The 23,379-nt window shown below is 72.0% G+C and carries 22 protein-coding genes; 18 read left to right on the top strand and 4 right to left on the bottom strand.

Annotation, left to right across the window (positions count from 1 at the left end; all coding sequences use genetic code 11):
* The 3 genes from ACE3QY_RS01430 to ACE3QY_RS01440 are packed head-to-tail and all read left to right on the top strand — an operon-like array spanning window position 1 to window position 3,711.
* Window positions 1-957, top strand: a complete 957-nt coding sequence (locus ACE3QY_RS01430; protein WP_374454220.1) for a sugar ABC transporter permease — start codon at window positions 1-3, stop codon at window positions 955-957.
* Between the two features lie 7 nt (window positions 958-964).
* Complete coding sequence (locus tag ACE3QY_RS01435; RefSeq protein ID WP_374454221.1) at window positions 965-2,851, top strand: glycoside hydrolase family 13 protein; 1,887 nt, start codon at window positions 965-967, stop codon at window positions 2,849-2,851.
* On the top strand, window positions 2,848-3,711 hold the full coding sequence (locus ACE3QY_RS01440) for a phosphotransferase (RefSeq protein WP_374454222.1): 864 nt from the start codon (window positions 2,848-2,850) through the stop codon (window positions 3,709-3,711). The genes ACE3QY_RS01435 and ACE3QY_RS01440 overlap by 4 nt, the downstream gene beginning before the upstream one ends.
* A 6-nt stretch (window positions 3,712-3,717) precedes the next feature.
* Here ACE3QY_RS01440 and ACE3QY_RS01445 read toward each other — a convergent pair whose 3' ends face one another.
* From ACE3QY_RS01445 to ACE3QY_RS01455, 3 genes are all read right to left on the bottom strand, one after another.
* Window positions 3,718-4,449 carry a VIT family protein gene (locus ACE3QY_RS01445; RefSeq protein WP_374454223.1) on the bottom strand — a complete coding sequence of 244 codons (732 nt, stop codon included), beginning with the start codon at window positions 4,447-4,449 and terminating at the stop codon, window positions 3,718-3,720.
* A gap of 133 nt (window positions 4,450-4,582) precedes the next feature.
* A complete protein-coding gene (gene thpR, locus ACE3QY_RS01450) occupies window positions 4,583-5,173 on the bottom strand; it encodes an RNA 2',3'-cyclic phosphodiesterase (protein ID WP_374454224.1) in 591 nt (196 codons plus the stop codon).
* A gap of 29 nt (window positions 5,174-5,202) precedes the next feature.
* Entirely contained in the window at window positions 5,203-6,348 is a 1,146-nt protein-coding gene (locus ACE3QY_RS01455) for an acyl-CoA dehydrogenase family protein (RefSeq protein WP_374454225.1), read from the bottom strand.
* A 142-nt stretch (window positions 6,349-6,490) separates the two neighbouring features.
* On the opposite strand from ACE3QY_RS01455, the gene ACE3QY_RS01460 reads away from it, so the two are divergent.
* From ACE3QY_RS01460 to ACE3QY_RS01470, 3 genes are all read left to right on the top strand, one after another.
* A complete protein-coding gene (locus ACE3QY_RS01460; RefSeq protein WP_374454226.1) occupies window positions 6,491-8,239 on the top strand; it encodes a sensor histidine kinase in 1,749 nt (582 codons plus the stop codon).
* A gap of 4 nt (window positions 8,240-8,243) precedes the next feature.
* Window positions 8,244-9,092 (top strand): M15 family metallopeptidase, encoded by an 849-nt coding sequence (locus ACE3QY_RS01465; RefSeq protein WP_374454227.1) that lies wholly within the window; start codon window positions 8,244-8,246, stop codon window positions 9,090-9,092.
* Between the two features lie 121 nt (window positions 9,093-9,213).
* On the top strand, window positions 9,214-11,025 hold the full coding sequence (locus ACE3QY_RS01470) for a sensor histidine kinase (RefSeq protein ID WP_374454228.1): 1,812 nt from the start codon (window positions 9,214-9,216) through the stop codon (window positions 11,023-11,025).
* 6 nt (window positions 11,026-11,031) lie between these two features.
* On the opposite strand, the gene ACE3QY_RS01475 is transcribed toward ACE3QY_RS01470, so the two are convergent.
* The gene (locus ACE3QY_RS01475; RefSeq protein WP_374454229.1) at window positions 11,032-11,766 is read right to left on the bottom strand and encodes a hypothetical protein; all 735 of its coding nucleotides are present in this window, start codon (window positions 11,764-11,766) and stop codon (window positions 11,032-11,034) included.
* A gap of 258 nt (window positions 11,767-12,024) precedes the next feature.
* Between ACE3QY_RS01475 and ACE3QY_RS01480 the strand changes: the two genes are divergently transcribed.
* The 12 genes from ACE3QY_RS01480 to ACE3QY_RS01535 all read left to right on the top strand — a co-directional run bounded on the left by ACE3QY_RS01480 (window position 12,025) and on the right by ACE3QY_RS01535 (window position 23,374).
* Complete coding sequence (locus tag ACE3QY_RS01480) at window positions 12,025-14,262, top strand: chemotaxis protein CheA (RefSeq protein ID WP_374454910.1); 2,238 nt, start codon at window positions 12,025-12,027, stop codon at window positions 14,260-14,262.
* A gap of 11 nt (window positions 14,263-14,273) precedes the next feature.
* Entirely contained in the window at window positions 14,274-14,705 is a 432-nt protein-coding gene (locus tag ACE3QY_RS01485) for a chemotaxis protein CheW (protein WP_374454230.1), read from the top strand.
* Window positions 14,706-14,795: 90 nt separating this feature from the next.
* Window positions 14,796-16,478 (top strand): methyl-accepting chemotaxis protein, encoded by a 1,683-nt coding sequence (locus ACE3QY_RS01490; protein ID WP_374454231.1) that lies wholly within the window; start codon window positions 14,796-14,798, stop codon window positions 16,476-16,478.
* A 24-nt stretch (window positions 16,479-16,502) separates the two neighbouring features.
* Window positions 16,503-17,624 carry a chemotaxis response regulator protein-glutamate methylesterase gene (locus ACE3QY_RS01495; RefSeq protein ID WP_374454232.1) on the top strand — a complete coding sequence of 374 codons (1,122 nt, stop codon included), beginning with the start codon at window positions 16,503-16,505 and terminating at the stop codon, window positions 17,622-17,624.
* Window positions 17,621-18,541: a protein-glutamate O-methyltransferase CheR gene (locus ACE3QY_RS01500; RefSeq protein WP_374454233.1), complete on the top strand. Its 921-nt coding sequence runs from the start codon at window positions 17,621-17,623 to the stop codon at window positions 18,539-18,541. The genes ACE3QY_RS01495 and ACE3QY_RS01500 overlap by 4 nt, the downstream gene beginning before the upstream one ends.
* A 1-nt stretch (window position 18,542) precedes the next feature.
* Window positions 18,543-18,932 (top strand): response regulator, encoded by a 390-nt coding sequence (locus tag ACE3QY_RS01505; protein ID WP_374454234.1) that lies wholly within the window; start codon window positions 18,543-18,545, stop codon window positions 18,930-18,932.
* Complete coding sequence (locus ACE3QY_RS01510; RefSeq protein WP_374454235.1) at window positions 18,929-19,420, top strand: chemotaxis protein CheX; 492 nt, start codon at window positions 18,929-18,931, stop codon at window positions 19,418-19,420. Before ACE3QY_RS01505 ends, ACE3QY_RS01510 begins: the two co-directional genes overlap by 4 nt.
* The gene (locus ACE3QY_RS01515; RefSeq protein WP_374454236.1) at window positions 19,417-19,779 is read left to right on the top strand and encodes a response regulator; all 363 of its coding nucleotides are present in this window, start codon (window positions 19,417-19,419) and stop codon (window positions 19,777-19,779) included. The genes ACE3QY_RS01510 and ACE3QY_RS01515 overlap by 4 nt, the downstream gene beginning before the upstream one ends.
* Complete coding sequence (locus tag ACE3QY_RS01520; protein ID WP_374454237.1) at window positions 19,776-20,279, top strand: hypothetical protein; 504 nt, start codon at window positions 19,776-19,778, stop codon at window positions 20,277-20,279. Before ACE3QY_RS01515 ends, ACE3QY_RS01520 begins: the two co-directional genes overlap by 4 nt.
* Before the next feature lie 68 nt (window positions 20,280-20,347).
* Window positions 20,348-21,151, top strand: coding sequence for an N-formylglutamate amidohydrolase (locus ACE3QY_RS01525; RefSeq protein ID WP_374454238.1), 804 nt, complete (start codon window positions 20,348-20,350; stop codon window positions 21,149-21,151).
* 7 nt (window positions 21,152-21,158) lie between these two features.
* Entirely contained in the window at window positions 21,159-22,337 is a 1,179-nt protein-coding gene (locus tag ACE3QY_RS01530; protein WP_374454239.1) for a flavohemoglobin expression-modulating QEGLA motif protein, read from the top strand.
* The gene (locus ACE3QY_RS01535) at window positions 22,334-23,374 is read left to right on the top strand and encodes a glutathione synthetase (protein ID WP_374454240.1); all 1,041 of its coding nucleotides are present in this window, start codon (window positions 22,334-22,336) and stop codon (window positions 23,372-23,374) included. Before ACE3QY_RS01530 ends, ACE3QY_RS01535 begins: the two co-directional genes overlap by 4 nt.
* Window positions 23,375-23,379 lie beyond the last annotated feature (5 nt).

The raw sequence follows: 23,379 nt of genomic DNA on the forward strand, positions 1-23,379 counted from the left end.
ATGACCCAGGTCCAGGGCCCCCCGCCGGGCACCACCGTCGTCGACGAGCCACCCGCCACCAGCGGGTCGGGCCGGGGCCGCCGGCGCGACCCCGCCCCCAAGGTCAAGATGGGGCCGGGCCGCTGGTTCCGCGAGATCGGCTGGCGCCACCTGGTCGGCGTCATCGCCGTCGTGTGGGCCCTCTTCCCGGTGTCCTACCTCGTCTCGGCGTCGCTCAACCCGCTCGGCAACGTGGTGACCTCGACGCTGATCCCGCAGACCTTCAGCACGACCAACTTCAGCAAGCTGCTCGACGAGCAGCCGTTCGGCACGTGGGCACGCAACAGCATCATCGTGTGCATCTGCGTCGTCTTCGTGCAGCTGCTCTTCAGCGCGCTCGCGGCCTATGCCTTCAGCCGGTTCCGCTTCAAGGGGCGTCGCGGCGGCCTGCTGGCGCTGCTGCTGATCCAGATGTTCCCGCAGTTCCTCGCCGCGGTCGCGCTCTACCTGATGTTCACCGAGATCGGCGAGGTCATCCCGGCCATCGGCCTCGACTCGCTGGCGGGCTACATCCTGATGATGTGCGGAGGCTCCCTCGGCCAGGTGTGGCTGATCAAGGGCTTCTTCGACTCGATCCCGCTCTCGCTCGACGAGGCCGCGATGATCGACGGCGCGAGCCACGTGCAGGTGTTCTTCCGGATCATCCTGCCGCTGGTGCGACCGATCCTCGCCGTGTGCGGCCTGCTGGTGTTCGTGGGCACGATCGCGGAGTTCCTGATGGCGTCGATCTTCCTGCGCGACGAGGGCAACAAGACCCTGGCCACCGGCCTCTACGGCCTCATCGACGCCGACCGGTCCAACAACCTCGGCGTCTTCGCGGCCGGCTCGATCCTCACCGCGATCCCCGTGGTCCTCCTGTTCCTCTACCTCCAGAAGTTCATCGTCGGCGGCATCACCGCCGGCGGCGTGAAGGGCTGAGCCACGGATGGCACCAGCGCCACACCCGCTCGACCCGCACCACGACGGCTCGGCGACGTACGTCGACGGTGCCCCGGTCCTCGGCGAGGAGGTGACCCTCCGGGTCCGCGTGCCCCACCGCGAGGACGGCTCGCCCGGTGCCACCCGCGTCGTGCTGCGCGCCGTGCGCGACGGCGAGCCCGCGGTGAGCCAGGCCAGCCAGGCCTCCGGGGACGCCGCGGGCACGTGGTGGGAGGTGCGCCTGCGGCTGGTCAACCGGCTCACGTCGTACCGCTTCCTCGTCTCCCGCGGGCCGGACGACTTCCGCTGGCTCACCGCGACCGGGGTGCACGCCCGCGACGTCTTCGACGGCAGCGACTTCCGCATCAGCACCGACCACCGGCTGCCGGACTGGGTCGCCGACCAGGTCGGCTACCAGGTCTTCCCCGACCGCTTCGGGCGGACGGAGACGGGTGCGCCGGTGCCGGACTGGGCCATCCCCTGCGCGTGGGACCAGCCGGTGGTGCACAAGGGACCGGACGTGCCCTTCCAGTGGTACGGCGGCACCCTCGACGGCGTCGCGGACCACCTCGACCAGCTCCACGAGCTGGGCGCGACCCTGCTCTACCTCACCCCGGTGTTCGAGGCCTGGTCCACGCACCGCTACGACGCCGTCTCGTTCGACCGCGTCGACCCGCTGCTCGGCGGCGACGAGGCGCTGGAGCGACTGGCGAAGGCGGTGCACGAGGGCGGCCTCCGGCTCGTCGGCGACCTCACCACCAACCACACCGGCGAGCACCACGACTGGTTCCTGCGCGCGCTGGTCGACCCCGACTCGCCCGAGCGGGCGTTCTACCGCTTCGGGGAGCAGTACCCCGAGGGCTACGCCGCCTGGCTCGACATCCCCAGCCTCCCCAAGCTCGACCACTCCTCGACCGAGATGGCCCGCCGGCTCTACGCCGGTCCCGAGTCGGTCGTCGCGCACTGGCTGCGCCACGGCCTCGACGGCTGGCGCGTCGACGTGGCCAACATGACCGGGCGGATCGGCGGCGACGACCTCGCCCACGACGTGGCCCGGGCGATCCGCGACACCATCGACGAGGTGGCCCCCGACGCGTGGCTGCTCGCCGAGCACGGCCACGACGCGACGGCCGACCTCACCGGACCGGGCTGGCACGGCACCATGGACTACGCCGGATTCACGCGCCCGGTCTGGTGCTGGCTCAACGGTGGTGCTCCCGGCGGCGAGGGGCTGCCCCACGGGCTGGACTACCTCGGCCTCCCGGTGGACGTCCCGGTGCTGCCGGCGAGCGCCGCGGTCGCCACGATGCGCGAGGTCCACGGGGCGATGCCGTGGACGTCGTGGCAGGGCTCGACCATGCACCTCGACTCCCACGACACGCCGCGCTTCCGCACCGTCACCGGCGGCGGGACCGACGGCGGCGTCGACGGTGCCGGCCGGGGACGCGACCTGCACCTGGTCGGTCTGGGGCTGCAGATGACGATGCCGGGCGTGCCGGTGGTCTTCATGGGCGACGAGCTCGGACTGACGGCCGTCGACGGCGAGCACGCGCGCACGCCCTACCCCTGGGACGAGCCGGAGACCTGGGACCGGCCGACCTTCGAGGCCTACCGGGCGTGGATCGAGCTGCGTCGGGAGCATGTCGCGCTGCGTCGTGGCGGGCTGCGCTGGCTCGACGCGGGCGTCGACTCGATGACCTTCCTCCGCGAGCACCCTGACGAGACGGTGCTCGTCCACGCCGTACGCCGCCCTGCCGCGCCGCTCGAGCTGCCGCTGCACGCGCTCGGCCCCGGTCCCGTCCTGGCCACCCTCGTCGGGGCCGCCGCCGAGGTCACCGACGGCGTGCTGACGCTGCCCGGCGCGGCCGGCGTATCGGTCCACGTCGTCCGGTGAGCGTCGACCAGCTCGCCCGGCTGCGGGCGGCCGGCCTGCCGGTCACGCACGAGGTCGGCCGCGGCATGGAGGGTGTCGTCGCCGCGCTCGACGACCATCGCGTGGTCAAGGTCTGGGACCGTCGGCCGCGCGAGGAGGTCGACCGGCTCCGCACCTTCTACGACGCCGTGGAGGCCGGCCTCGACGCCGTCGGCGCACGACTCGCGGTGCCGCGCATCCTCGACGTCGACGAGGTCGACGGACTCGTGGTCACGGTCCACCGCCGGCTGCGCGGAAGCGAGACCGCACCGGCCACGCCCGGTCCGGTGCTGGAGGTGCTCGCGGTGCTGGCCGACGTGCCGGCCGTGCCCGACCTCGCCGTGCTGCCGGTGCCGGACGGCGAGGCCCCGTTCGACCCCGACGTGCCGTTCGGCGTCTCGCTGGGGGCGCTGTGCCGGCGCCGCGCGCCGCTCGTTGACCTGGCCGCCGGTGTCGCCGAGGAGCTCGCCGCCGCGCTGGAGGCACTGGCGCCGGTCCCGCCGCGCCTGGTCCACGGCGACCTCGGACCGGTCCACGTGCTGCTCGAGGACGACCGCCCGGTCGGGCTGCTCGACTTCGGCTACGTCTCGACCGTCGGCGACCCCGCCTTCGACGCCGCGGTGGCGGCGGCGCTGCAGGACATGTTCGGCCCGCGCGCGGCCGAGGCGATGGCCGCGCTGGACAGCCTGACCACCCGCCGGTTCGGCTACGACCCGGACGTGCTGGTCCTCTACCGGGCGGCGTACGGCCTGGTCACCGCGAGCTGCCTGGCGGGCCACCCCGGACGACACCTCGACTGGTGCCTGGAGCTGGTGGACACGTGGCGCTCCCGGCGGGGCTGACCCTGCTCAGAGCTGGGTACCCGCGAGCATGCCGATCAGGTAGGTGACCCCCATCGCGAGCAGGCCGCCGGACACGTTGCGGATCATCGCCGGGACCCGCGGGCTGTAGCCGATGCGCGCGCTCACGAACCCGGTCAGCGCCAGGGCGAGGGCCACGCTGAGCACGGTGACGAGCACCCGCACGCCGTCGGGCACGAAGGCCACGATCAGCAGCGGCAGCAGTGCGCCGACGGTGAAGGCGAGCATCGAGGCCCATGCCGCGTGCCACGGGTTGGTGAGGTTGTCGGGGTCGATGCCGAACTCGATGTCGGCGTGGGCCCGCAGCGCGTCGTGCTCGGTGAGCTCGCGGGCCACCAGCTTGGCGGTGGCGGGGGTGAGGCCCTTGTCCTCGTACATCTTCGCCAGCTCGCCCTCCTCCGTCTTGGGCATCCGCTCGAGCTCGACGGACTCGAGGTGGAGCAGCGACTTCTCCGAGTCGCGCTGCGTGCTGACCGAGACGTACTCGCCGGCGCCCATGCTGAGCGCTCCGGCGGTGAGGGCGGCGATGCCGGCGATCACGATCGCGCCGCTGTCGTCGGTCGCGCCGGCGACACCCATCACGACACCGGCCGTGGACACGATGCCGTCGTTGGCGCCGAGCACCGCCGCACGCAGCCAGTTCAGCCGGGTGCCGACGTGGTCGCCCAGGTCGTCGTGGAAGTGCTGCGGGTCCTCGTCCGTCCCGATCTCGATGCTCACGTAGTGATCCTTCTCCGCGCGACGGCGCCTCGCAACGAAGGCCAGCCTCTGCTCACCGGGCACTTCCTCCCCGTCACGCACGGTGACCGGGCACTTCGTTCCGCAGGACGGGGAGGAAGTGCCCGGTCGGTCATCAGGACGGGGAGGAAGTGCCCGGTCGGGTCAGGGGGTACGTCGCCACCAGCTCGTGGCGGGGACGGCGGCGCGGGCCCTCGCCGAGGTGGGAAGCCACGAGCGCGACCTCGTCGACCACCCACTCGGGCCCGCGGTAGGCGTCGAGCAGGCGGACCCACGACGTGACGTTGTCGGGGTGGCCGAGGCGGCCGAGGGTGAGGTGCGGGTGGAACCGCTGCCCGTCGACGCGCACGCCCGCGCGGGACAGCGCGGCGCGGCACCCCGTGGCCAGCCGGTCGAGCTCGGTGGTCGCCGTCTCGTCGGCCTCGAGGCGGCCGAAGAGCACCCGCGCCCGGTCGGGGTGCGGGAACGCGCCGCCGCCGGCGACCCGCAACGTGAAGGCGTGCCGTTTCGCGGCGGCGCGGGTGATCCGGTCGTCGAGGTCGTCGAGGCTGCGGTCCGGCACCTCGGCGGCGAAGGCCAGCGTCAGGTGCCACTGCGCGGGGTCGGACCAGCGGAAGGCCGCCGACTCCCGGCGGGGAGCGAGGAACTCCTCGAGGTCCTCGGCGGCCTCCGGCGGCAGCACCGCCGCCACGAACATCCGAGTCATGGCACCAGCCTCTCCCGGTGGCGGTCGCCTCACAGGCCCAGGTCGCGCCCGATCAGCATCTTCATGATCTCGTTGGAGCCGGCCCAGATCTTGGTGACGCGGGCGTCGCGCCAGGCGCGGGCCACGCGGTACTCGTTCATGTAGCCGTAGCCGCCGTGGACCTGGACGCAGTGGTCGAGGACGTCGTTCTGGACCTGCGAGGTCCACCACTTCGCCTTCGCGGCGTCGACCGGGGTGAGCTCCTTCTTCGTGTGCGCGACCACGCACTGGTCGACGAAGGCCTGGGTCACGTCGACGCGGGTGACGAGGTCGGCCAGCAGGAACTGGGTGTTCTGGAAGGTGCCGATGGGCTGACCGAACGCCTGGCGGTCCTTGGCGTACTGGACCGTCTCCTCGAGGATCTGCTTGGCGTGGGCCAGGTTGGTGATGGCCGAGCCGAGCCGCTCCTGCGGCAGGAACTGCATCATCGAGATGAAGCCGGTGTCGAGCGGGCCGACCAGGTCGTCGTTGCTGACGCGGACGTTCTCGAAGGCGAGCTCGGCGGTGTCGGACTCGTCCTGGCCGACCTTGTCGAGCACCCGGCCGACGCTGAAGCCCTCCAGCGAGGTGTCGACGGCGAAGAGGGAGATGCCCTTGGCCTTCTTCTCCGGGCTGGTGCGCGCCGCCACCAGCACGAGGTCGGCCGAGCCGCCGTTGGTGATGAAGGTCTTGGAGCCGTTGATGATCCAGTCGTCGCCGTCGCGCACCGCGGTGGTCTTGAGGTTGGCGAGGTCGGAGCCGCCGCCGGGCTCGGTCATGCCGATCGCGGTGACGATCTCGCCGGTCGCGCACTGGGGGAGCCAGCGGGCCTTCTGCTCGTCGTTGGTCAGGTGCACCAGGTAGGGCACCGTGATGTCGGCGTGGATCCCGACGCAGCTCGGCAGGGTCATGTTGACCTTGGCGAGCTCCTCGGTGAGGACGGCGTTGAAGCGGTAGTCGCCGGCCTCGGAGCCGCCGTGCTCCTCCGGGATCTCGAGGCCGAGGAAGCCCTGCTTGCCCGCGGCGACCCAGAAGTCGCGGTCGAGCCCGTGGCCGGCGGCGTACGTCTCGAGGTGCGGGGTGACCTCGCGGTCCAGGAACTGCTTCACCGAGGCGCGGAAGGCCTCGTGGTCCTCGTCGTAGATCTCACGCTTCATGCGGCTATGTTACCCGCGAGTCACCAAGCCGCGCGGACGGTTCCTCCGAAGTCCGTCCATGGTGACCACATCCCACGTAGCCTCGCCCGCACTGACTCGTTGCGGGGGCGGGAGCACAGTGGCAACTGACGATTCGACGTGGATGCGTCCACGAGGTGAGGCGTGGGGCAACGATGCCCAGCGCGCGGTCCTGCATGCCATCGCGGAGGAGGTGGCACGGCGCTCGGGCTACCGGGTCGCCGCCATCGAGGCGCTGCGCTCCGACGGCAACCTGGAGTTCGTCGCGATCGCCGGCAGCGCGGAGGCGCGCGCCCAGCTGCTCGGCAAGGCGGCCCCGCTCCGGCTGGAGAAGATCGTCGCCTTCGGCACCTCCATCGACGGCTGGATCCACGTCCCCGAGGAGCGGGTCGACGACGAGACGCGCGAGTGGATGGCGCAGTACGGCCACACCCCCGACCTGCCCGAGAGCGACCTGGCGGACGGCTGGCACGCCGAGGACCGGCTGGTCCGGCTGCTGGAGAGCTCCGACGGCGAGCTCCGCGCGACCCTCTACCTCGACGAGCCGCTGTCGGGTCGCCGTCCCACGCTCGAGTCGGTCAAGGCGATGAACGCCGAGATCGAGGTCATGTTCGACGCCGTGGTGAGCCTGGTCGAGCGCGAGCTCTACGGCGAGCAGGTCCGGATGGTCACCCAGGCCCGCACCGCGCTGCAGAGCGTGCGTCCCGGTCTGGGCGTCGGCGACTTCCTCCGCGAGATGTCCGACGCGATGGTCGACGCGATGGAGGTCGACTACGTCGACGTGCTCCTCGCGGGAGGTCGCGAGCCGGCCCTCGACCCGTACCTGCCGTTCCTCGAGGCGCGGATGAGGAAGGTCTGGCTCCGGCGCGGCCACCTCGTCGTGGAGCCGACCCAGACGTGGGGCGTGACCGAGACCTCGGTGCCGACCCCTGAGGTGATGACCGCCATCATGGAGCGGCGCGACCTGGGGTCGTGGCTCCTCGTGCCGATCGGGATGGGGGAGGAGTACCTCGGGACGATGGGCCTCGGCCGCAAGCGCGGCGGCCCGCGCTGGATCGACTCCGAGATCAACGCCGCCATCGCCGTCGCCGGTGACGTGGCGGGCACGGTCTTCGACGCGCGCCTGATGGAGCGCGAGCGCCGGCTCAACGCCGAGCTCCGCGACATCAACGACTACCGGCGCGACATGGTCAACACGCTCGCCCACGAGCTGCGCAACCCGGTGAGCGTGCTGTGGACCAACCTCGAGCTGCTGGGCCTGGAGGACCTCACCGCCCCGGTCGCCGAGTCCGTCGAGGCGATGGACCGGGCCACCCGGCGCATCGAGGACATGGTCGAGGACCTGATGGCCCTGGCCACGGCGAGCGACCCGACGCGCGCCACCACGCTCACGGATGTCGAGTTCTCCGCGAGCGTGCGCGAGTGTGCGGAGTTCCTCACGCCGCTGGCCGACGCCGAGCAGATCGACATCGCCCTGCGGGTCACCGACGGGCTGGTCATCCAGGGCGAGCGGGCCGGCCTGCACCGGATGGTGACCAACCTGGTCTCCAACGCGATCAAGTACACCCCCACCGGGGGCAGCATCACCCTGACGCTCGTGCCGGAGACCGTCGACGGGCGGCCCGGCGTGCGCCTCGAGTGCACCGACACCGGCATCGGGATCGACGAGGCCGAGCTGGCGCACGTGTTCACGCCGTTCTTCCGCTCCGCCAGCCCCGATGCCCGCCGGCGTCCGGGCACCGGCCTGGGGCTGGCGATCGTCCAGCAGGTGGCCAGGCTCCACCACGGCGTGGTGGAGGTGGACTCCGTGCTCGGCACGGGCACCACCTTCACGGTCAGGCTCCCGCTGGCCCCGCCCGCCGACGTACGTTGAGGGGATGACGGTCGACGACCTGCTCGTCGCGCTGGTGCACCTGCTGCTGACGATCAGCGCGACCCCGGTGCCGCCGGCGCCGGCGGAGCGCGTCGCGGTGGTGAGCACGGACGGGACCCAGGCCACCGCCGCGACCGGCCCGGGCAGCGCGCCGCCGCCCTGGCTCGGCACCCGTGCGCTGCCGGACGACCCGTCGACCGGTTACGGGCAGGTCCGGCCGACGCCGCCCGCGCTGCGCCACCGGCGCTGGACCCTGCCCGACTCCGTGCGCATGCTCCCGGGCGATGGCTACGCCAGCCGGGTCGTGTCCCCGGCCCCGCGCCACGTGATCCGCCGCTCGAGCTGGCGGCCGGGCTGCCCGGTGGCCGCCACCGACCTGGCGTGGGTGCGACTGGCGTTCTGGGGGTTCGACGCCCGCCGCCACACCGGCGAGCTGCTGGTGCACCGCGACGTCGCGGGCGACCTCGTCCGGGTCTTCGGCGTGCTCTACCGCGAGCGGTTCCCGCAGGAGCAGGTCGGCATCGTGCGACGCTGGGACCCTGACGCGCCGAGCACCGGTGACGGCAACGGGACCGGCGCCTTCGTGTGCCGGCCCTCGACCGGGTCGACGTACTTCTCCCAGCACGCCTACGGGCTGGCCATCGACGTCAACAGCTTCCAGAACCCGTACGCCAAGGGGCCGGTCGTGCTGCCCGAGCTCGCCTCGTCCTACCTGGACCGGGGACGGGTGCGGGCCGGGATGGTCACCGCCGACGGCCCCGTGGTGCGTGCGTTCGCCCGGATCGGGTGGGAGTGGGGCGGTGCCTGGCGGCAGTCCCGCGACTACATGCACTTCAGCCGCAACGGGCTGTAGCAGCGGGTGGCCCACCACGTGGTCCACCGCGTGGCCCGTCCGGGTGGTTCGCCCGGAAACCCCCACCTCCGTGTGGATCCTGTGCCTACGATCCACGTGGCGGATGGGGAGGCACGACGCCATGGGGCAGCAACGGAGTGGGGATCGCCGCACGCGGGACCTGAGCTGGGGTGACGCGAAGGCCCGCGCCCTCATGCAGGCCCTCGCGAAGGACGCCGCCGCCCGCGCCGGCTTCGGCGTCAGCGCGATCGAGGTCGTCCGCCCGCAGGGCCTGCTCGAGTTCGTGGCGATCCACGGCGACGAGACCAGCGCCGAGGAGCGGCTCGGCACGGCGTCGCGGCTCGGCGACATGCTGCGGGCCTTCGCCGACGGGGAGACCCACGGCTGCTTCGTCTGGATCCCCGAGGAGAAGTTCTCCGAGCCCGCCCTGCAGCAGCTCGAGGGCTACGTCGTGGTGCCCGACGTGCCCGAGACCGACGACCCCGCTGCCTGGCACGCGATGGACATGCTGGTCGCGCAGATCTCCGACGAGCGGGGCGACCTGCGGGCGCTGCTCTACCTCGACGTCCCCGACGACCTGCGCCGCCCCGACGGCGCCCGCCTGCGAGAGCTGACCGACGAGCTCTCCATGACGCTGCGCTCGATCGTCACCGTGGTCGAGCGGGAGGAGTACGTCGAGCACATGCGCGTCATCCGGGCCACCCGCCGCCTGGCGCGGTCCAACCCGGCCCGGCACGACGTCGCCCACCTGCTGCGCGAGGCGCGCAGCACCCTGCTCGGCGCGCTGTCGGTCGACGAGCTGGAGATCCACGTCTTCCGCGACGAGGACGACCGGCGCCCCGACGCCCTGGGACTCGGCATGGCACCGGAGGTGCGGGCGGCGCTGGACGAGGCGGCGGCCCGCGCGTGGGCCGAGCAGCGGGTGCTGATCATCGAGCCGGAGGCCGTCTGGGGCGACGTCGAGCTCGCTGCGGCGTACGCCGACTGGTTCTCGACCGCGCTGGCCAAGGCCGACCTCGAGGCGGTCGTGGTGGCGCCGGTGGGCGTCGACGACGAGGTCCTCGGCATGATGCTCGTCGCCCGGCGCACCGGCTCCCGGCGCTGGACGGACGGCGAGGGCGTGGCCGCCCTCGAGCTCGGCCACGACCTCGGCCGTGCCATCGCGAACGCCCACGCCACCCAGCGCGAGCGGCGGCTGCTCGACGAGCTGCGCGAGCTGGAGGAGGCGCGCCACAAGTTCCTGCAGGTCCTCACCCACGAGATCAACAACCCGATGACGGTGATCGCCGCCAACGCCGAGCTGCTGACGATGGCCGAGTCGATCGACGAGCGTGACCGGGGCCGGGCGGAGGCGATCCTGCGCGGCACCGAGCGCCTCGGCGGCCTGCTCGAACGACTGGTGATGCTGTCGCGGATCAGCGACCCGCAGCACCCACCCGCGACCACGCGGCTCGACCTGGCCCAGGCCGTGCGGGAGACGCTGGGCTCCATGGCTGCGGTGGCCGAGCAGGCCGGCGTGACCCTGCACCTCGTCGGCGAGCCCGGCGGTGGGATCGGCGCGGACGAGGAGGCGTGGGTGCTCGGCGACCCGCGCGAGATCGCCGGAGCGGTGACCAACCTGGTCGACAACGCGGTGAAGTACTCCGACGACGGCGACGAGATCTGGCTCAGCGTGGCGCGCTCGGCTGACGGCGGCGTCACCTTCACCTGCCGCGACGAGGGCATCGGCATCTCGGAGGAGGACCAGGACCGCCTGTTCACCCCGCTGTTCCGCTCGACCAACGACGACGCGCTGCGCCGGCCCGGCACCGGCCTCGGGCTCGGCATCGTCCGCGAGATCATGCAGCGCCACGGCGGCACCGTCGAGGTCGAGTCGACCCTCGGGGTCGGCACCCGGGTGCGGCTGGACTTCCCGCCGCCGCCACCGGACTGAGCCGTCCTACGGTCGGAAGACGTCCTTGCGGCTCGGCACCTCGACCCGGACGTCCCGGTTGAACTCCGACAGGGCCAGCGCGCCGCCGTCGCGCGAGGACGCGGACTCCACGCGGACGACGTAGTGCGGTGCCTCGCTCAGCACCCACACCACCTCGCCCGTGTCGGCGCTGAGCTTCACGACCCGGTCGCCGTCGACGGACTCCTCCTCGACGGTCACGTCGCTGGCCTGGGCGACGTCGGCGCCGCGGGCCTTCCCGGCCTTGCCGTCGGGGCGGTCGACCAGGCTGACGACGCGGAACGGCTCGAGGTAGGCGTCGAGCTCGCAGAGGTCGAGGATCCGCCGGTCGTCGGCCGGGATCCACGAGGTGCTGAGCCGGGTCAGCGCCTGCGGAGGCAGCGCCCCGCCGGACACGCTGTTGTAGATGCCCTCGTCGCCCTTGATCCAGGCGCGGTCGCCGACGCGCCGGATGGCGATGTGGCTGCCGCCTGTGCGGAGCGTCCCGGTGCAGCGGCCGTCGGGCCCCATGCTCAGGTCGAGGAGGACCTGGGTGCCCTTGGCCACGACCTGGCCGGTGAGCCGCATGCTCGTCACCTCGCGCATCGCCGCGGTGGCGGCCGACGCGATGGTCTGGCCGTCCTCCTTGGCGAAGTCGCTCATCCGGAAGCTCTCCCAGGCGCCGCACCCGCTCAGCAGGGTCGACAGGGCCAGGAGCGCTGCGGCGGTCCGGATCGTGCGCATGGCGGCCCCCTCCCTGTGATCGGCCCGATCGATCCCACCACTGATGCGCGCGCGGCGTGGGCGAACGGCGGAACTCGGACGCGCGAGGCCGCCTCCCGGTGGGGCCGCGTGGCCCGGACGGGCCATGCGTGTGGCCCGGGATGACCAGGCGCCATGGCCAGTTCGACGCGATCCGCCCCGATTGCTCAGGTGCTCCGCCGCGGAGCCGATGTGGGCATCGTCAGGACGCGATCAGAGATGGAGACGCGCGTGGATGCCATGGACGGCTTGGACGAGATCATCGGGGAGTTCCTGGTCGAGAGTCACGAGAACCTCGACCAGCTCGACAGCGACCTCGTCGCGTTGGAGCAGGACCCCGGCTCGACGGCGCTGCTGGCCAGCGTTTTCCGCACGATCCACACGATCAAGGGCACGAGCGGCTTCCTCGCCTTCTCCGTCCTGGAGTCGGTGACCCACGTCGGCGAGAGCCTGCTGGCCCGCCTGCGCGACGGTGACCTGACCCTGACGCCCGAGCTCACCAGCCTGCTGCTGGAGGTCGTCGACGCCGTCCGCGCCCTGCTGACCGACATCGAGCGCACCGGCGCCGAGGGCGACCGGTCCTACGACGACCTCGTCGCACGGCTCAACGTCGCGCTCGAGGGCGGTACGCCGGCAGCACCCGCGGTCGAGGCGCCCGCCGAGGTCGCCGTCGAGGAGAGCGTCGAGACCCCCGCCGAGCCGGTGCTGGAGGTCGTCCCGGACGAGCCCGCCGCCCCTGTGCGGGCCCTCGCGGTCGCCGAGCCCGAGGTCCACGTCGAGCCCGAGCCTGCCGCCGAGGCCGGCGAGGCAGCGGAGGGTCGCCGGTCGGTCGCCGACAGCACCATCCGCGTCGACGTCACCCTGCTCGACTCGCTGATGAACCTCGTCGGCGAGCTGGTGCTCACGCGCAACCAGATGCTGCAGAACGCCGCCGCCCGCGAGGACGTCGACCTGGCCCGGACCACGCACCGCCTCAACCTCGTGGCCGGTGAGCTGCAGGAGGGCGTGATGCGCACGCGCCTGCAGCAGATCGACACGCTGTGGAGCAAGCTCCCGCGCGTCGTGCGCGACCTGTCGGTGCAGCTCGGCAAGACCGTCCAGCTCGACATGGTCGGACGCGAGACCGAGCTCGACAAGACCATCCTCGAGGCGGTCCGCGACCCCCTCACCCACCTGGTGCGCAACAGCATCGACCACGGCATCGAGTCGCCCGCCGACCGCGTCGCCGCCGGCAAGCCGGCCGAGGGCACCCTCGTGCTGCGGGCCTTCCACGAGGGCGGCCAGGTCAGCATCGAGATCACCGACGACGGTGCCGGCATCGACCCGGTGAAGCTGCGCGACAAGGCGGTCTCAAAGGGCCTGATCAGCCGCGAGGCCGCCGACCGGCTCAGCGACCACGAGGCCACCGCGCTGATCTTCACCCCGGGCTTCTCGACCGCGTCCGCCCTGACCAACGTGTCCGGTCGCGGCGTCGGGATGGACGTCGTGAAGACGAACATCGAGCGCATCGGCGGGTCGATCGACCTGTCCAGCGACCCCGGCCGCGGCACCACCGTCCGGATCCGGATCCCCCTGACCCTGGCGATCATCCCGGCCCTGGTCGTGACCGCGGCCGAGAACCGGTTCGCCATCCCGCAGGTCAACCTGCTGGAGCTGGTCCGGCTCGACGCCGCTCAGGCCGCGTCGGCGATCGAGAACGTGCACGGCGCCCCGGTCTACCGGCTGCGAGGCCGGCTGCTGCCGCTCGTCGACCTGCGCGAGCAGCTCGGCCTCGACGCCGTGGAGCGCGAGACGACGTACGTCGTGGTGCTCCAGGCCGACAACCAGCAGTACGGCCTCGTCGTCGACGACATCCTCGACACCGAGGAGATCGTCGTGAAGCCCCTGGGCAACCAGCTGCGGCACCTGCCGCTCTACGCCGGTGCCACGATCATGGGCGACGGTGCCGTGGCGCTGATCCTCGACGCGACTGCGATCGCGCGCCAGGTCGGGATGGCGCTGGAGTCGGAGCTCAACGCGGCTGCCGACGCCGGTGCCGCCGACGCCGACGGTGTCGCCTCGGTGCTGGTCGTCGAGCTCGGGGGCGGCCGTCGCGCCGGCATCCCGGTCGCCGCGGTGGACCGCCTCGAGGAGATCAACCTCGACGTCGTCGAGCGGGCCGGGCACCACGAGGTGGTGCAGTACCGCGAGCAGATCCTGCCGCTGGTGCGCCTCGACCACGTCCTGCACGGCGACGCCGGCTACGGCAGCGACGCCCCGCTCCAGGTGGTCGTGTGCCGCCGTGGCGAGCAGCGCGCCGGTGTCGTGGTGTCCGGGATCCTCGACATCGTCGAGACCAACCTGTCCATCCGCACCGCGCTCGACTCGAGTGGTGGTGACGGCTCCGCGGTGATCGCGGGCCACGTCACCGAGCTCGTCGACATCGACCAGGTCTTCGCCGGCCTGCCCGGCGAGGACCGCCTCGCCCGGACGGCCTGAAGGAGCCCGCCATGTCCCAGTACTGCACCTTCGTCCTCGACGGCCACGTCTTCGGCGTGCCGGTCGCCTCCGTCCAGGAGGTGCTGCGCGCCCAGGCGCTCACCAGCGTCCCGCTGGCGCCCCGAGAGGTCGCCGGCCTGCTCAACCTGCGCGGCCAGATCGTCACCTCGCTCGAGCTGCGCGAGCGGCTCGGCCTCCCGCCGCGACCCGCCGGAGCACCGTCGGTCAACGTGGTCGTCAAGACCGCCGACGGCAGTGCCGTCAGCCTCGTCGTCGACGAGATCGGCGACGTCATCGAGCCTCCGCGCGAGGCGTTCGAGGCGCCGCCGGAGACCGTGCCGGCATCGGTCCGCGCGCTCGTCAGCCGCGTCTGCAAGCTCGACCGCCAGCTGATGCTGCTCCTCGACACCGAGCGAGCCGCCCAGGTGCACGCACCCGCCTGACCGATCCACCTGCTCCACCCCGCGATCCGTTTCGGGCGGACTCGCTCCCACCCATCACACCGACCAGCACCACCCGCCCGGAGGACCGTCATGACCACTCTCGCCCCGCCGCCGCACGACTACGCGCAGCCCGTCGTCGCCCCGCCCGTGCCGACCGCCGCGACGCCCCAGGCGCCGGCGCCGTCCCAGCCCCGCAAGCCGCTGTCCCGCGTCCTCGCCAACCTGAGCACCGGTCGCAAGCTCCTCGTCCTCGCGGTCGCCTGCCTCCTGCCGACCGTGGTGCTGACGTTCACCGTCCTCAACGGCCTCTCGACGCTGAGCGCGGAGAAGGAGGACGTCGACGTCCTCGAGACCACCTCGGCGAAGCTCTACCACCTCGACAACCGCAACAGCGAGATCAAGGCCGACGGCTTCCGGGCCCTGATCGGCGCCGACGGCGAGCAGGTCGTGACCGACACCGCGGACGACATCGCCAGCGCGAACGAGATCTTCGACGAGGTCCTCGCCCTCGACCTGCCGGCCGACCTGCTCGACGACATCCAGATGGCCCGCGTGACCGCCGACTCCTTCTACACCTACGTCGAGGCGTTCGTGGAGAACCCCAACGCCGCCGGTCGCACGGACGCCGAGGGCGAGACCGCACTGGTCGACAAGAACCACGAGATCGACAACCGGCTCGAGGCGCTCCGCGAGAAGATCGACGAGGACGTCGCGACCGCCGACGCCGAGTACGAGCACACCGAGTCCGTGCAGCGCACGACGCTGTTCGTCGTCCTGGCCGTCGCCCTCGCCGTGGCGACCCTCCTCTCGGTGCTGATCACCCGCCTGATCACCGGTCCGCTGCGCCGCGCCGTGGCCGCCCTCGGGCAGGTGGCCGAGGGCCGCCTCGACGAGCGCCTCGACGTGTCCTCGCGTGACGAGGTGGGCCAGATGGGCACCGCCCTCAACCACGCCCTGGAGCGCCTCGGCGACGCCATGGGCCAGATGGACCAGAACGCCCAGTCCCTGGCCACGGCGTCCGAGGAGCTGTCGGCAGTGTCCGGCCAGATGAGCGGCTCGGCCTCCGAGTCGTCCTCGCAGGCCGGGCTGGTCTCCGCAGCCGCCGAGCAGGTGTCCCGCAACGTGATGACCGTGGCCACCGGCACCGAGGAGATGTCGGCCTCGATCCGGGAGATCGCGCAGAACGCCTCCAGCGCCGCGGGCGTCGCCGCCCAGGCGGTCGTCGTGGCCGAGTCCACCAACGCCACGGTCGCCAAGCTCGGCGCCTCCTCGGCCGAGGTCGGCAACGTGATCAAGGTGATCAACTCCATCGCCGAGCAGACCAACCTGCTCGCCCTCAACGCGACCATCGAGGCCGCTCGTGCCGGCGAGGCCGGCAAGGGCTTCGCCGTCGTGGCCAACGAGGTCAAGGAGCTGGCTCAGGAGACCGGCAAGGCGACCGAGGACATCGGGCGTCGCATCGAGGCCATCCAGGCCGACACCGAGGCGGCTGTGACCGCGATCGGCGAGATCGCGGAGATCATCGGCCAGATCAACGACACCCAGGCCACCATTGCCTCCGCCGTCGAGGAGCAGACCGCCACGACGAACGAGATGAGCCGCAACGTCGCCGAGGCCGCCACGGGCTCGACCGACATCGCCCAGAACGTCACGGGCGTGGCGCGGACCGCGTCCGACACCCAGGCGGCGGCCAACAGCACCAGCCAGGCGGCCGACGAGCTCGCCCGGATGGCTGCTGACATGCGCACCCTCGTCGGCCGGTTCCGGTACTGAGCCGGATCGAGGAGGAGTAGTCCGATGTCGAGGAGGATCAGGGTGCTGGTGGTCGACGACTCCGTCGTCGTCCGCCGCCTGGTCAGCGACGTGCTGTCCGCCGACCCGACGATCGAGGTCGTCGGGACGGCGGCCAACGGCAAGGTCGCGCTGGCCAAGATCGACCAGGTCAACCCCGACCTGGTGACCCTCGACGTCGAGATGCCGGTGATGGACGGGCTGGAGACCCTGCGCAACCTGCGCAAGGACCACCCCCGGCTGCCCGTGGTGATGTTCTCGACGCTGACCGAGCGGGGCGCGTCCGCGACCCTGGACGCGCTCGAGCTCGGTGCCAGCGACTACGTCACCAAGCCGGCCAACGTCGGCAGCGTGCAGGCCTCGATGGAGGCGGTCCGCGAGCAGCTGGTCCCGCGGATCCGCGGCCTGTGCCGGCACGTCGTACGCCCTGCCGTCGGTGCCCCCGCACCGTCGGTGCCGACGGTTCCCGCCGTCGCGGGCAGCGCCACGCCACCCCAGCGGACCGGCCGGGTCGACGTCGTCGCCATCGGTGCGTCCACCGGAGGCCCGGACGCCCTCTCGACCGTGCTGGCGGCGCTGCCCGGTGACCTCCCGGTCCCCGTCGTGATCGTGCAGCACATGCCGCCGGTGTTCACCCGCCAGTTCGCCGACCGGCTCAACGGCAAGGTGGCCCTCGAGGTCGCCGAGGCGACGGCGGGCATGCCCGTGCGGCCCGGTCGCGCGGTCGTCGCGCCCGGCGACTTCCACCTCCGCTTCCGCGGCGCGGCCGCCACCGGGCAGGTCGTCAGCACGCTCGACCAGGGCACCCCGGAGAACTACTGCCGCCCGGCCGTCGACGTGATGATGCGCTCGGTGGTCGACACGTGGGGTGGCAACGTCCTCGCGGTCGTGCTCACCGGCATGGGCTCCGACGGCGCCCGGGGCTGCGCCGAGGTCGCGGCCGCCGGCGGCTCGCTCCTCGTGCAGGACGAGGCCTCGTCCGTCGTGTGGGGGATGCCCGGCGCCGTCGTGTCCGCCGGCCTCTCCCCGTCCGTCCTCCCGCTCCCCCAGATCGGGCCCGCCATCGTCGAGCGGGTCCGTGCCGGCCGAGGCGTCGTCCTCCCGGCTAGAGAGGTGTCCCTGTCGTGACGCTGTCACCCGCATCCTTCGGCTACGTCGCCGACCTGGTCCGCCGCGAGGCGGCGATCGTCCTCGAGCCGGGCAAGGAGTACCTCGTCGAGGCGCGCCTGCACCCGCTCGCCCGCGCGGCCGGCCTGCCCGACGTGGCGTCGTACGTCGCCCACCTGATGACGCCGGTCGGCCGGGTCCACCACGCCGCCGTCGTCGAGGCGCTGACCACCAACGAGACGTCGTGGTTCCGCGACCGCGAGCCGTTCGACGTCCTGGTCTCGCACGTGATCCCGGACCTGCTGGCCCGCACCGCGTCGCGCCGCAAGATCACCATCTGGTCGGCCGCCTGCTCCAGCGGGCAGGAGGCCTACACGATCGCGATGCTGATGGCCGAGCACGTCGTGCCCAAGGGCTGGCAGGTCGAGATCGTCGCGACCGACATCGCGCCCGGCATGGTGCAGCGGACCCAGGAGGGTCGCTACAGCCAGCTCGAGGTCGGCCGCGGCCTGCCGGCGCCGCTCATGGTCAAGCACTTCCAGCGCGCGGGCACGCAGTGGCAGGTCTCCGACCAGCTGCGCTCGATGGTCCGGGCGCAGACCCTCAACCTCGCCGCGCCGTTCCCGCTGATGCCGGTCTTCGACCTGGTCTTCCTACGCAACGTGCTCATCTACTTCGACCAGCCGACCAAGCAGTCGGTCCTCTCGCGGGTGCGCCGGGTGATGTCACCCGACGGCTACCTCTTCCTGGGCGGCGCCGAGACGACCCTCGGCGTCGACGAGACCTGGCACCGCACGGCGGTCGGCCGGCTCACCCTCAACCGGCCGCGGGCGCAGGTCGACGACCCGTTCCCCCCGGTGCTCCCGAACCGAACCCCGCGGACGCTCACTGGCGCCCCGCTCACCTCGACGTTGCTGTCCACACAGAGAGCGAACTGACATGCAAGCACTGGTCATCGACGATTCCCGCACCATGCGCATCGTCCTCCGGCGACAGCTGGAACAGCTGGGCTACGACGTGGTCGAGGCCGCGGACGGCCAGCAGGCCCTCGAGGTCCTCGAGTCCCTGCGGGGCGACCTCCCGGTCCTGGCGACCGTCGACTGGAACATGCCGGTCATGAACGGGCTCGAGTTCGTCAAGGCGACCCGGACCGAGCCGGCGTTCCGCGACGTCACCCTCATGATGGTCACCACCGAGGCCGAGCACGGACAGATCGTGCGCGCCCTCGCCGCGGGGGCCCACGAGTACCTCATCAAGCCCTTCACCGCCGACGCGCTGGTCGACAAGCTCGACTACCTCGGCCTCAACCCGGCGAGGAGCGTCGCATGACCATCACGGCCCCCGAGTCCCCGGTCACCCCGCACGACCTGCAGGTCTTCGGCGAGGAGGTGCTCACCGCGTTCCTGCTCGAGCAGGGGCAGCCGGCCGCACCGCAGCACGACGACGCCCCGAGCCGGGTCCGCGCCTCGATCGCGGTGACCGGCGGGTGGTCGGGGCACGTCACCCTCGACGTCTCCCGTGCCGGCGCCGGTGACCTCGCGCGCCGGATGCTGATGGCAGACGAGGTGTCCGACGACGACGTCGTCGACGCGATCGGCGAGCTGGTCAACGTCCTCGGCGGCAACGTCAAGGGCCTCCTCCTCGAGGAGAGCGCCCTCGGCCTCCCCGAGGTCAGCACCGACCCCTCCGTCCAGACCGGCACCCCCCGGGCCGGCACCGAGGTCTGCCACGCCGAGCTGGTGTGGGCAGGCCACCCCGTCGACGTCCGCGTCTGGCACGACGGGCAGCACCACACCACCTCAGGAGACCCCGCATGAAGATCCTCATCGCCGACGACAGCCGCGTCATGCGGCAGATCGTCATCCGCACCTTGCGCCAGGCCGGCTACGACGGCCACGACCTGATCGAGGCCGGCAACGGCGCCGAGGCGCTCGACCTCGTCGGGAGCCAGGCGCCCGACCTGGTCCTCTCCGACTGGAACATGCCCGAGATGACCGGCATCGAGCTGCTGCGGGCGCTCCGCGCGGCGAACCACCAGGTCCCGTTCGGGTTCGTCACCTCGGAGGGCACCCCCGAGATGCGCACGATCGCCGAGGAGTCCGGAGCCCTGTTCCTGCTCGCCAAGCCGTTCACGCCGGACTCCCTGCGCGACCACCTGGACGCGGTGGTCGCATGAGCACCGCCTCCGAGTGGGTGCTGACCCCGATCCCCACCGCGCTCGACGCGCGCGAGCTGCTCTCCGGCCTGCTCGGCCGCGAGGTCACCGTCCAGATGACCGACGCCTTCGTCGGCGACGTGGGCGCCGGCACGACGTACGCCGTCTACCAGGACGACCAGGCCCGCACCCGCGCGGTCGCCGTGATGGACCTGGCCCTGTCGGCGTACGCCGGTGCGGCCATCGGCCTGATGCCGGTGGGCGCCGCCGAGGTCGCGATCGAGGAGAAGGACCTCTCGCCGGTCGTCCAGGAGAACCTTTACGAGGTGCTCAACGTGCTGGCCGCACTCCTCAACGCGCCGGACTGCCCACACGTGAAGCTGACCTCGGTGACCCACGTCGGCGCCACGCCGGACGGCGAGGTCGCTGCCCACGCGACGACCGTCGGACGTCGCCTCGACCTCGCGGTCACCGTGCCGCAGTTCGGGGTCGGGCGGCTCTCGATCGTCGGCCTGAAGTAGCCGGGACCCACCACCCGTAGGGGTGCGAGCACTGGAGGCATCGGCGACGCTCGGGTAGACAGGCGCCCATGACGGACGTGGGAGGGACGTCGGACGCGGTCGCGTTCGTGGGTGAGTGGACCGGCCCGGTCGTGGCCACGTCGGTCCATGCCGGTCACGAGCTCCGCCCGGAGATCGCCGAGGCGATGGTGCTCGACGAGGCCGAGCGGTTCCGCGAGGAGGACCCCTGGACTGACCGCATCGCCGCGGTCGTGCCGGACCACGTCCTGACGGCACGCTCGCGCTTCGAGGCCGACCTCAACCGGCCCCGGCGCGAGGCGGTCTACCGCAAGCCCGACGACTGCTGGGGACTCGAGGTCTGGCGCGACGGCGTGCTGTCCGACGAGCTCTTCGAGGGCAGCCTGGCGACGTACGACGCCTTCTACGACGCCCTCGCGCCGCGCCTCGACGCGCTGGCGGAGCGGGGCCCGTTCGTGCTGCTCGACGTGCACTCCTACAACCACCGCCGCGACGGCGCCGACGCGCCGCCCGCCCCGGTGTCGGAGAACCCCGAGGTCAACGTCGGCACGGGCAGCCTCGACCACGACCTGTTCGGCCCGCTCGTCGAGCGCTTCATGGGCGACCTGCGCGACGCCTCGCTCGGCTGCGGCCCGCTCGACGCGCGGGAGAACGTCGCCTTCGAGGGCCGCAACCTCGCGTGGTTCGTCCACGACCGCTACCCGCGCGTGGGCTGCGTGCTCGCCCTGGAGTTCAAGAAGACCTTCATGGACGAGTGGTCCGGCGAGCTCGACGAGCACCGCCTCCGGTGCGCGCAGGAAGGGCTCGCTGCGGCGCTGCCCGGGCTGCACGACGAGCTGCAGCGGCTGGGGTGAGCACGCGATGAGCGAGGAGGGCGAGCATCCGGAGCTGTCCGCGGCCGACCTGGCCGTGGACCACCGCCTCTCGCTGCTGGCCCAGAGCTTCCGCTTCCTGCTCGACATCACGCCGGTCGACGCCGACGACCTGCGCGACGACTTCCTCGAGGGACACGACCCGGCGCCCGACTTCACCTACCGCGAGCTCGAGGCGGACCCCGCCGTCGTCCGTGCCGAGCTCGATGACATCGACCCCGGCGAGGTCGAGGACCCCGTCCTCGGGCAGCTGCTGCGCGCCAAGCACCGGGAGATGGAGCTGCAGCTCGACATGCTCGAGGCGCGGGACACCGACGACTTCCTGCCGCTGAGCGTGGAGCTGTACGGCGGCGTCTCCCCGTCGCTGCGCAGCCAGGCCGAGGCCCTGCTGGCCGGCATCACCCGCACCGAGCCGACCGACGAGGCGCTGGACGCCGAGGAGTTCCTCGCCCTCGCGGAGGCGGAGATCGCCCACTACCGCGACGAGGACCCCGACCTCGACATGCACGTCGAGATCCGGGCCGACGTCAACGGCGTGATGGTCTCCGGTGACGTGCTGCTGATCGGGCCCGAGACCAAGGTGCAGCAGGCGCGCGCCCAGGCGCTCCTCCACCACGAGGTCGGCACCCACCTGGTCACCCAGGCCAACGGCACGCACCAGCCGATCAAGGTGCTCGGCGTCGGCCTCGCGGGCTACGACGAGACGCAGGAGGGCCTCGCCGTGCTCGCCGAGATCGCCTGCGGCGGCCTCACCGCCTTCCGGCTGCGACAGCTCGCCAGCCGCGTGCTCACCGTGCATAGGATGATCGGCGGCGCGACCTTCGCCGAGGCCCACGAGGCCCTGGTCGCCGACGACTTCCCCGCCGGCAGCGCCTGGACCACGGTCATGCGCGTCTACCGCTCGGGCGGGATGACCAAGGACGCGATCTACCTGCGCGGCCTCGTCGAGCTGCTCGAGCACCTCGGCGCCGACGGCTCGCTCGACCAGCTGTGGCTGGGCAAGTTCTCGCTGCGCGACCTGCCCCTGATCGGTGACCTGGAGTCCCGCGGCCTGCTGCGGCCGCCGCGGGTCCTCCCTCGCTACCTGCACGACCCGGCATCCCACGCCAACCTGGCCCGCGCGGCCGGGACCGACGATCTCGGGACACTCCTGGAGGGACATGCATGAAGATCGGATTCGTCGTCAACGACATCGAGACGGAGAAGGCGGAGTACACCACCAACCGGCTCGCCATGGCGGCCAAGGAGATGGGCCACGAGGCCTGGTACATGGGCATCGGCGACTTCGCCTACGAGCCCGACGGCTCCCTGAGCACCAAGGCCCGCGCTGGCCACGCCAAGACGTACCGCTCCCTCGACCGGCACATGGCCGACGTCAAGAAGCCCGACGTCGAGCAGCTCATCGGGATGGACGAGTTCGACGTGGTGATGCTGCGCAACGACCCGGCCGATGACGCCGAGACCGACCCGTGGCGCAACAACGCCGGCGTGGCCTTCGGCCAGCTGATCGCCTCGTCGGGCGTGCTCGTGGTCAACGACCCGACGAGCCTGGCCAACGCCCTGTCCAAGGCGTACTTCCAGCACTTCCCCGAGGTGGTGCGTCCCCGCACCCTCATCTCGCGCGACGAGGCGATGATCGAGTCCTTCATCACGGACCTCGGCGGCAAGGCCGTGCTCAAGCCCCTGCAGGGATCCGGCGGCACCGGGGTGTTCCTCGTCGACAGGAAAGAGGCGCCCAACCTCAAGCAGATCATCGAGGCCATCTCCCGCGACGGCTACGTCGTGGCGCAGGAGTACCTCCCCGAGGCGGTCAAGGGTGACGTCCGGATGTTCGTGATGAACGGCGAGCCGCTCGTGGTGGACGGGCATTACGCCGCCTTCCGGCGGACGAACTCGACGAAGGACATCCGCTCGAACATGTCCGCCGGCGGCAAGGCGACCAAGGTCGCCGTCACCGACGCGATGCTCGAGCTCGTCGAGGTGGTGCGGCCCAAGCTGGTCAGCGACGGGATGTTCCTCGTCGGGCTCGACATGGTGGGCGACAAGCTGATGGAGATCAACGTCTTCAGCCCCGGCGGCCTCGGCAGCGCGCAGGCGCTCTACGAGGTGAACTTCGCGCCCGCGATCATCGGCGAGCTCGAGCGCAAGGTGAACATCCGCAAGCACTACCCCGAGATCGACAACTGCCTGCTCGCGACCAGCTGAGGCGC

It is taken from the genome of Nocardioides sp. (assembly GCF_041913365.1).
Lineage (GTDB): Bacteria > Actinomycetota > Actinomycetes > Propionibacteriales > Nocardioidaceae > Nocardioides.